Source organism: Lysobacter sp. CA199 (genome assembly GCF_052078715.1).
Lineage (GTDB): Bacteria > Pseudomonadota > Gammaproteobacteria > Xanthomonadales > Xanthomonadaceae > Lysobacter.
Window position 1 is genome coordinate 1 of sequence record NZ_JBQJIL010000028.1, and the last position, 8,234, is coordinate 8,234.

11 protein-coding genes are annotated in these 8,234 nt (G+C 58.3%); 4 read left to right on the forward strand and 7 right to left on the reverse strand.

The genetic code is table 11. From position 1 onward, the window contains the following. Positions 1-332: 332 nt before the first annotated feature. The 5 genes from ACTOWJ_RS29200 to ACTOWJ_RS29220 form a co-directional block, all read right to left on the reverse strand. Positions 333-818 carry a YfbM family protein gene (locus ACTOWJ_RS29200; RefSeq protein WP_441338153.1) on the reverse strand — a complete coding sequence of 162 codons (486 nt, stop codon included), beginning with the start codon at positions 816-818 and terminating at the stop codon, positions 333-335. 141 nt (positions 819-959) lie between these two features. Next, positions 960-1,406, reverse strand: coding sequence for a hypothetical protein (locus tag ACTOWJ_RS29205; RefSeq protein WP_441338154.1), 447 nt, complete (start codon positions 1,404-1,406; stop codon positions 960-962). Positions 1,407-1,996: 590 nt separating this feature from the next. Further along, complete coding sequence (gene arsC / locus ACTOWJ_RS29210) at positions 1,997-2,416, reverse strand: arsenate reductase (glutaredoxin) (RefSeq protein ID WP_441338155.1); 420 nt, start codon at positions 2,414-2,416, stop codon at positions 1,997-1,999. A 28-nt stretch (positions 2,417-2,444) separates the two neighbouring features. Then, positions 2,445-3,221, reverse strand: a complete 777-nt coding sequence (arsH, locus tag ACTOWJ_RS29215; protein WP_441338156.1) for an arsenical resistance protein ArsH — start codon at positions 3,219-3,221, stop codon at positions 2,445-2,447. A 29-nt stretch (positions 3,222-3,250) separates the two neighbouring features. Further along, the gene (locus ACTOWJ_RS29220; RefSeq protein WP_441338157.1) at positions 3,251-4,339 is read right to left on the reverse strand and encodes a methyltransferase domain-containing protein; all 1,089 of its coding nucleotides are present in this window, start codon (positions 4,337-4,339) and stop codon (positions 3,251-3,253) included. A 165-nt stretch (positions 4,340-4,504) separates the two neighbouring features. On the opposite strand from ACTOWJ_RS29220, the gene ACTOWJ_RS29225 reads away from it, so the two are divergent. The 4 genes from ACTOWJ_RS29225 (at position 4,505) to ACTOWJ_RS29240 (ending at position 7,345) form a co-directional block, all read left to right on the forward strand. Next, on the forward strand, positions 4,505-4,867 hold the full coding sequence (locus ACTOWJ_RS29225) for an ArsR/SmtB family transcription factor (protein ID WP_441338158.1): 363 nt from the start codon (positions 4,505-4,507) through the stop codon (positions 4,865-4,867). Positions 4,868-4,911: 44 nt separating this feature from the next. Next, positions 4,912-5,937 carry an ACR3 family arsenite efflux transporter gene (arsB, locus tag ACTOWJ_RS29230; protein WP_441338163.1) on the forward strand — a complete coding sequence of 342 codons (1,026 nt, stop codon included), beginning with the start codon at positions 4,912-4,914 and terminating at the stop codon, positions 5,935-5,937. 28 nt (positions 5,938-5,965) lie between these two features. Next, on the forward strand, positions 5,966-6,460 hold the full coding sequence (locus tag ACTOWJ_RS29235) for an arsenate reductase ArsC (protein WP_441338159.1): 495 nt from the start codon (positions 5,966-5,968) through the stop codon (positions 6,458-6,460). A gap of 297 nt (positions 6,461-6,757) precedes the next feature. Next, positions 6,758-7,345 carry a TonB family protein gene (locus tag ACTOWJ_RS29240; RefSeq protein ID WP_441338160.1) on the forward strand — a complete coding sequence of 196 codons (588 nt, stop codon included), beginning with the start codon at positions 6,758-6,760 and terminating at the stop codon, positions 7,343-7,345. A 105-nt stretch (positions 7,346-7,450) separates the two neighbouring features. Here the strand turns inward: ACTOWJ_RS29240 and ACTOWJ_RS29245 are convergent, their stop codons facing one another. Both ACTOWJ_RS29245 and ACTOWJ_RS29250 read right to left on the reverse strand, forming a co-directional pair. Continuing rightward, the gene (locus ACTOWJ_RS29245) at positions 7,451-7,894 is read right to left on the reverse strand and encodes a hypothetical protein (RefSeq protein ID WP_441338161.1); all 444 of its coding nucleotides are present in this window, start codon (positions 7,892-7,894) and stop codon (positions 7,451-7,453) included. 1 nt (position 7,895) lies between these two features. Next, positions 7,896-8,042 (reverse strand): hypothetical protein, encoded by a 147-nt coding sequence (locus tag ACTOWJ_RS29250; protein ID WP_441338162.1) that lies wholly within the window; start codon positions 8,040-8,042, stop codon positions 7,896-7,898. Between the last annotated feature and the right edge of the window lie 192 nt (positions 8,043-8,234).

Here is an 8,234-nt window from a genome sequence, read left to right on the forward strand (position 1 = left end):
ATTTGCCGAACCGCTTCTTGCTTGAATTCCGGAGTAAATCGCTGTGTGCTCATGGTCTTCCTCCTATGCTCGGATCATAGGCCGGAAATGTCTATATTTCCCTGGACAGTCCAATCATAGGCCGGAAGTGTCTATATTTCCCTGGACAGTCCAATGGCCTGAATTTGATGGGGGCTCAGAGCTGCGATCAGCGCCAACGCAGCGGGATCGGGCAGGCCATCTTTGGGCTCGTACTCATCGAAAATTTCCATAAAGCTACTGTGTGGCCAAGCGGCTAAACGAAGCCGAGCCGCGACGCGGCTTCGGCTTCAGTGAATTGTTGGACCTAACACCTAGCAGAGCCAAAGTATGGCTCCGTCCCCTCGCGTAGCTGCAGCGCGGTAGAAAGCAACTAGCTCACGGTAGTTCTCCACCAGGTAATCAAGTGATTCTTGACCGTCTCTGACCCAAATTACATCCGGGTAAATCTGCGCAGCTTCCATAGCCTCTGGGGCATAAGCGGCCTTGAAGTCATCTTCATTTGGCAGGGCCTCAGCAATTTGCTTGACCTGCTCGGTTGTGAGTATGCGAGCTGGGCCGTAGCCGATGTCTTCACCAATCTCCGTGCCACCCATTACAGCCCACGAGAGGGGCGGCACGCTCTCATCTGCCGAGCCAGTGAGTAGGTAGTGGATCCCGTGCCATGCCTTATCTACATCGATGTAATTTTCAGGCTCCCCGCCGTCAGGGAACAGGTATTCCTCGACCTGATCAGGGTTCGACGTAAGTCGCTCCGCAGTTGCGGGAGTGACTGCGGCGAAGCATGCTGCCATACCCATCGACAACTCCTATGTGAGGTCTAACACTTGAACTAAACCGAGCCGCGAAGCGGCTTCGGGTGCGATGGAAATAGTCAAGCGGACTGCCACTTAGCTTTTGTCTCGTAGGCGCGAAGCGGCAGCGGTGCGAAGCGCGGTTACCTATTTCCAGTTGTTGAGGTAGAAATAGTACGAATGCTCATCACCGCCAGGCTCAAACTCATATCTGTCACACCGCCCTCTGCCTGAGCCGAAGTCGCAGAGAACCTGTTCACGCATTCGCAGTTCTGCTGCGCGGGGCACGTTCCCGGCTAGCCAGTGCTTCTGCAGGCTCGTGCGGAATTCCGCGTCGGACTCCTTCATCTTTCGTCCTACCACCTTGATAACTACCGGCGATGCGGACGTAGCGTAGGCGGATGAGAACTCAAATTCCGGCCCGTCGCCTTCGTGGGGATGCACTACAAAGCCCGGAAATTTTTCGCGCTCTGCGGCTACTGCCACCCAAGAGCTTGCCAAGCCAGTTATCAGCACGTATAGAGCTCCGGCTTTTCGTAGCCAGGACCATTCTTCGCCGGACTTCTTCTTGGCTAACCTCGTCGATACATTCATTCAACATTTTCCCTGTCGATCGATGACTTGCTTCTCGGCGCCGTTGCGCTCAGACACTCTATCGCGCCATTACGCTCGCGGTAATTGATTCCGCCTGCCCCGAGCCGGCGTCATTGGTCGGATCAAGCGGTTTTGATGTCTTCTTGGGGTCAAAAGGTCAAAAAAACCGCCCTTCGTAAGTGCCTGAATTTTAAGGGGCGAGCAATGGTCGGCCGACCAATGGCTTGGAGAAAAAGGGCACGAGAGAGGCGAAAAAATCGCCAAACAGCCCCTCTGTGGATAACTCGCCGACCAATGGAAAACGCCAAAAGCCTCGGAAATAAGGCCTTTTTCGTCGTTGCGACGAGGCGTAGAAAAAGTTGAGTCTGGGAGTTTGGCGCGCCCACGGCAACTCGGGGCTAACTCTCTTGATCCCCTCTTGTCCCCCAATAGCCCCTCCTGTCCCTGGTCGCCGCATCGGCCGCACTACCCATGAGGCATCCACGAACGATCCAAGCCGACTCCTCCCGGTCATTTGATCTGCCCGGGGCGCTTGCATAACTCGTTGCAGTCGATGTCACGCACCGGCATGGCACTCGCATCCATCAAGTTCAACGAACATACCGGCCAGATTCATCGATCACGACTTCGCCGTCTTCCTTGATGAAAGGCTTGGTGACAGGGGGCAAGAGATCGAGAACGACCTCGGAAGGGCGGCACAGGCGCACGCCCATCGGGGTTTCGACCAAGGGGCGGTTGATCAGGATCGGCTCGCGGATCATCGCGTCCAGCAACGTGTCATCGGACAGTTCCGGGTTGTCGAGACCCAGCTCTTGATAAGGCGTTCCCTTTTCTCGCACTGCTTCGCGAACCGTGAGGCCCGCATTGCGGATAAGACCGATCAAACGATCACGCGATGGCGGGTGCTGCAAGTACTCGATCACCTGAGGTTCGATGCCCGCATGCCGGATCAGTGCCAGTGTGTTGCGCGAGGTGCCGCAGGCGGGGTTGTGGTAAATGGTCACTTCCATATTTTATTCCTAGAGTGGTTGGCAGGTATCAAGCCGTTGCCTTGGCGCTGGACTCTTTCGCCGGCACAGGTGCCGTGATCGCGGTCAATGGCGGGGCGGCGCCGGAGGCAGCGGCGAGCGCCGCCGCCTCTTGGTTGCCCTTGCGTTCGCTGTAGCGGCTGGTCAGGTAATCGCTGCGATCGCGGATCATCAGCGTGAACTTGAACAACTCCTCCATCACATCGACGACCCGCTCGTAATAGGCCGACGGCTTCATGCGCCCGTGCTCGTCGAACTCCTGCCAAGCTTTAGCTACCGACGATTGGTTCGGGATGGTCGCCATGCGCATCCAGCGACCCAAAAGACGCAGAGCGTTGACGACATTGAAGGACTGCGACCCACCACAGACCTGCATGACCGCCAATGTCCGTCCCTGCGTCGGCCGCATGCCACCTTCCTCAAGCGGCAACCAGTCGATCTGGTTTTTGAACACCGCGGTGGGGCTGCCGTGCCGCTCAGGACTGACCCAGACCTGGCCTTCGGACCACATCGACCACTCGCGCAGTTGTTGAACCTTGGGGTGATCTGCGCCTACGCTATCCAGTAACGGCAGCTCGTGTGGATCGAATACCCGAGTCTCAGCGCCGAGCAACTGCAGGATCCGTTCGGCCTCCAGTGCCAGCTTGCGACTGAAGGATTGCGGACGCAGCGAGCCGTACAAGATCAAGATGCGCGGCGGATGCGCGGACCCCTTCAAGGACAGCTTTTCCATGGTGGGGTAATCAATCGCATCGACGGACAGGTTGGGAAGGTCTGGCAGGCTCATCGTGTTCGCAATCTCTCTAGAGGCAATACTCAGCAGCCACAGCCGACGGCGTTGGCGGCCGCAGATTGCGGTCCCAAGCCTGTGGTTGAGGCCTTAGCAGTGGGTGAGCAATCGAACAGGCCGTAATGGGTCCGACCGTTGCCCAGCACGTCAAAGAATTCGGCATAGCGGCTCAGCGTCAGCATCTCGGCCGTGTTGCGGCAGACCGGAACGATCCGCCCGGTCTCGAAACGGTGTCCGGTATCGAGCTCAAAACGATTGGCATGATCGGGCAGCGTGCCGCGATAGACGGCCGCCTGGCCGTAGTCTTCGCAGCGATCCTCAAGTTCGAGTTTGAAGATTCGCAACGTCATGGAGTACAGCGTGGCGCCGGCGAGCCGCGCCTCGATCTGCGGATTGGCGATAGTTTTGACCGAGCTGGAGATAACGCGGACATCATTGCAGCCGACTTGACGCATCAGGCGAACGAAATCCTCGTAGTACTGCACGTCTCCGATGCATTCGCCAACCAACTGACTGTCGTGCTTCAGTTCGTCCGGCAGGCGTCGGTCAGAGAAGATGTCAGCGAAATAGATTTCGCCGCCGGGCTTCAGCAGCCGCATCATTCCTTCCAGCACCTGCGTCTTCGCCTCGGCCAGATTGATGACGCAGTTGGAGACGATGATGTCGAAGCTCTCGTCGGCGAGCCCGATCTCTTCCAAGGACTCGATACGGCCTTGGTGAAATTCGACGTTCGCCTGTGCGTGGCCAAAAGCGTCCCTATGGAAATCGATGTGCCGACGGGCCGTTTCGATCTGCTCCGCGGTGGCATCCACGCCGACCACATGGCCCGATGGCCCCACCAGCTTGGACAGCACAAAGCAATCACGACCCGATCCGCAGCCGATGTCGAGCACGCGAGCGCCGGCAAGGTGAGGAGGAAACGGCGTGCCACAGCCGTAGAAGCGGGCCAGGACTTCGGGGTGGATCAGTTTCAGCACATCCTGAACGTGCTGGGGCGGGGCCGTGTCGACCGTGCAGACGTTCGTCACCAGATCGTCTTTGGTCGATAACGTCTTGCCGTAATAGTCCTGCACTTGCTCCACGCGTGCGTCATGCGTCGTGCTCAGATTGCTCATCGCAGTCTCCTTGATGTGGCGTCCATGAAAGTTTCCACATTTCTGCAAATGTGGATCTTTAAGCTAGGACGGGCGCATGACATCGGCATAACCGTGATCTTTCCGTCTCCAAGAGTGGGCCAGGGGCCCGGTTGACATCGACTTCCTTTCGTCTATTCTAGAAACATGGAAATACAAAACGCAACTACCGCACTTTCGGCCCTGGGGCACGCCACCCGGTTGGCGATCTTTCGTTTGCTGGTCGAGGCGGGCCGAGACGGCCGGATGGCGGGCGACATCGCCGAGGCGCTCTCACTTCCTGGTGCGACGGCGTCGTTCCACTTCAAGGAACTCAGTGCCGCCGGCCTGATCCACGGCGAATCCAGGGGGCGTTTCGTTTGTTACACGGCGAACTTCGACGCGATGAACGGGTTGATTGAGTTCTTGACCCGTAACTGCTGCGGTGGCGATGCAGCTCAATGCGCGCCGGCGGCTTGTGCTCCGGTGCAGGCGAAGGCGGCCAAGCGTAAGGGAGCGATTGCACGATGAGTTCGGTAGCCGAAACTCACAGTGATCAGTCGCTGTCGCGTCGGATGGGTTCATTCGAGCGCAATCTCACTTGGTGGGTGCTCGCTTGCATCATCGTCGGTACCGGACTGGGCTATCTCTTCCCCGGACTGTTCGCCACGCTGGGCGCGGCCGAGGTCGCCAAGGTCAATCTGCCTGTAGCGGTGCTGATCTGGTTGATGATCATCCCGATGCTGCTGAAGATCGACTACGCCGCGATGGGACAGGTGAAACGGCATTGGCGCGGTATCGGCGTCACGTTGTTCGTTAACTGGGCGGTGAAGCCGTTTTCGATGGCCTTGCTGGCCTGGATCTTCATCCGCCACGTGTTCGCTGGTTATTTGCCGGCCGAGCAACTGGATTCGTACGTCGCTGGCTTGATCTTGTTGGCGGCAGCGCCGTGCACGGCGATGGTGTTCGTCTGGAGCAACCTGTGCGACGGCGACCCGGAGTTCACCCTGAGCCAGGTCGCGCTCAACGATCTGATCATGGTGATTGCGTTCGCACCGATCGTGGGGCTGCTGCTGGGGATTTCTTCGATCACGGTGCCGTGGTCGACGTTGATGCTATCGGTGGGGCTCTACATCGTGGTTCCGGTACTGATCGCGGCGGTCTTGCGCAAAGTCGTGCTGGCGCGGGGTGGCGAAGCGGCGTTGCAGACACTCCTCAGTCGTCTGGGACCGATTTCGCTCAGTTCCCTGCTACTGATGCTGGTGCTGCTGTTCGGCTTCCAAGGCAAGCAGATCGTCGCGCAGCCGGCCATCATCGCAATGCTCGCGGTGCCGATCTTGATCCAGGTGTACTTCAATTCCGGCGTCTCGTATTGGCTCAACCGCAAGCTCGGCGTCGCCCATTGCGTGGCAGGACCGTCGGCGCTGATCGGCGCCAGTAATTTCTTCGAACTCGCCGTCGCCGCAGCCGTGGGGATATTCGGTGTGCATTCCGGCGCCGCGCTGGCGACGGTCGTGGGTGTCCTGGTGGAAGTTCCCGTGATGCTTTCGGTGGTACGCATCGTCAACTCGTCCAAGGGCTGGTACGGCGCACGCGCCTGATTACACAGCCTCTCTCCTGGAGCAACCAATGAACGGCCAGTACAACGTTTTGTTTCTGTGCACGGGCAACTCTGCCCGAAGCATTCTCGCGGAGGCTTTAGCCAATCAGTTGAGTCACGGGCGCCTACGCGCCTACAGCGCAGGGAGCCATCCGCGTGGAGAAGTGCACCCCGTCGCGCTTGAGGTGCTGGCCGAGGTTGGGTTGTCGACGGATGGATTACGCAGCAAGGCTTGGGACGAGTTCGCCTTGCCCGGTGCACCAGAAATGGACCTCGTAATCACGGTCTGTGATCGCGCCGCTGGGGAAAGTTGTCCTTTGTGGCCGGGAACGCCAGTCACTGCACACTGGGGCATTGAAGATCCCGCGGAAGCAGTCGGCACTCCTGAGCAGGTCCATAAGGCGTTCGCCAACGCGATGCGCCTGCTACAGCACCGTATCTCTCTTTTGTTGGCGCTCAAGGCTGAAGCTTTGGATCGTCTGGTGCTTCAAACGAAGATCCGGGAGATCGGACAACAGTCTTAAACCGCAGTAAGTCATCCAATTCCGAGAATCTGCTCGGTTGGCGGTGCAGCGCGTCGACCAATCGAGACGGGTCAGCATACTCAGGGCCAGGAAATGTCGGCGGGACCAATATGCTTGGCGACAACGTCGAGTTTGTCGAAAACCCTACTCGCAAGGATTTTGGCTACCCGCTGCGCAATGCATACCTGCCCACCACGCAGTTGGCCCCGGTGGCCGCCACCCCGCCTAAGAAGTGACGTTTTTCAACCATGAAGCGCGTGGCGAAAAACCAGCGCCCTTACATGCACAGGTGAACTGATGAGAACGGCATTAGCAGCTCTGATGCTCTGCGTTTGCACTATCGCAAACGCGCAAGAGATCAAAACAGTAGAACGGGATTTGGCAGACGAGGTCGGCTCGATCGATCTGAAAGCTGGAGTTACGGAGAAACAAGCTGGCGCGATCGCTCTGTTCTATTGTGAGCGGCACATAGGCGGTTGTGGCACGACAGATGCACCCGTTAGTGAGAACTCTCATTGGCAAATCACTGCTCGTACGGGAATCGATGGGTCGCCCGACAAGGATAAAATCCTTGTGGGCAAGCATTCCGGAAAGGTTTCGTGGAGCAAAGCCCCCACCGTTGATCTACTTTCGCTGGTGAGTTCGAAGGAGCCTGCGCCAACACCCGTTAATAGAGGCGGCGCAAAGGTTGTTCCAACCTCCGTTTCTGCAGTAAAGATTGAGTTTACGGTCTCGCCGGATGGCAAGGTCTCCGACGCCAGATTTAAGAGATCGTCGAAGAACGTAAAGTGCGACGTGCGGGCCAGAGCTCGCGTGGAAAGCTGGAAGTTTCCTCCCAGGAAGACGCCGATTCAGCTTGTCACGACTTTGAGCTGTGACAGGTGAGCGCTAGAACGGACGGCAATGTAAAGGGTGGCAGCAGAAGTTGATGGCTGATCACTACGTTTCAGGGCTTTAGTCGCAAGGGAGGGGCAAAGCCCCTCCCTTTCTTCATTGATCCGTGCAGTAGCTGATGTTGTCCAGCGTTAGCCATGCAACCTGCGCGCTGGGCGGCAGCCCCACGAACACCTCCCCACTCGTTCGAACATCGATCCGGGTGGGCGCTCCTGCATCGCTCAGCGTCGTCATGATCAACTGCGCAGATGGACGGAAGGCAGCGGGTAACACTAAGGCCACCGTTTCGCCTGCGCCACCCTTGATCACGCCCCGCAACTGCACGCGGCTACCGTCCTTTCGATAGCCAACCGGAGCAAACACGTCTCCGAAGTTGGCCCAAGGCGCGTTGAGCGTCGGCGCTACCCACGCGCCCCTGCGCGCATCGGCCACCGCGGCGGCGGTGGTTCGCCGGGTCTGGCCCCCTTGCACCACCGGTACGACTTCATCGCCGGTCAGCGCCCTCGCCGCCGGCAGTTGGGATAGTCTGAGATTCGCCATGTCACTCCACCAGCAGGTAATCGCCGCTCTCAGTCACCAGTTCATCGCTGGTCTCCGTCCTTAGCAGCCCGTTCTTAAAATCGAAGATGTGGCTGGCCTTCTGCCAGCTCGCCAGGCCATCGCGCGTTGAGCCGACCTCGGCGTGCACCCGATAGACGCCCTTGAGCGGCGATTGGAGTTACCAGGATTTAGTGGACAGGGGTAGCATGTCTATGGACTGTCCAGGGAAATATAGACATTTCCGGCCTATGATTGGACTGTCCAGGGAAATATAGACATTTCCGGCCTATGATCCGAGCATAGGAGGAAGACCATGAGCACACAGCGATTTACTCCGGAA

Excerpts from the sequence above, each read along its gene's own strand:
- ACTOWJ_RS29235 (WP_441338159.1), top strand. The coding sequence starts at position 5,966 with ATGAACGGCCAGTACAACGTTTTGTTTCTGTGCACGGGCAACTCTGCC.
- ACTOWJ_RS29205 (WP_441338154.1), bottom strand. The coding sequence starts at position 1,406 with ATGAATGTATCGACGAGGTTAGCCAAGAAGAAGTCCGGCGAAGAATGG.
- ACTOWJ_RS29245 (WP_441338161.1), bottom strand. The coding sequence starts at position 7,894 with ATGGCGAATCTCAGACTATCCCAACTGCCGGCGGCGAGGGCGCTGACC.
- ACTOWJ_RS29200 (WP_441338153.1), bottom strand. The coding sequence starts at position 818 with ATGGGTATGGCAGCATGCTTCGCCGCAGTCACTCCCGCAACTGCGGAG.
- ACTOWJ_RS29240 (WP_441338160.1), top strand. The coding sequence starts at position 6,758 with ATGAGAACGGCATTAGCAGCTCTGATGCTCTGCGTTTGCACTATCGCA.
- ACTOWJ_RS29220 (WP_441338157.1), bottom strand. The coding sequence starts at position 4,339 with ATGAGCAATCTGAGCACGACGCATGACGCACGCGTGGAGCAAGTGCAG.
- ACTOWJ_RS29225 (WP_441338158.1), top strand. The coding sequence starts at position 4,505 with ATGGAAATACAAAACGCAACTACCGCACTTTCGGCCCTGGGGCACGCC.
- arsH (WP_441338156.1), bottom strand. The coding sequence starts at position 3,221 with ATGAGCCTGCCAGACCTTCCCAACCTGTCCGTCGATGCGATTGATTAC.
- arsC (WP_441338155.1), bottom strand. The coding sequence starts at position 2,416 with ATGGAAGTGACCATTTACCACAACCCCGCCTGCGGCACCTCGCGCAAC.
- arsB (WP_441338163.1), top strand. The coding sequence starts at position 4,912 with ATGGGTTCATTCGAGCGCAATCTCACTTGGTGGGTGCTCGCTTGCATC.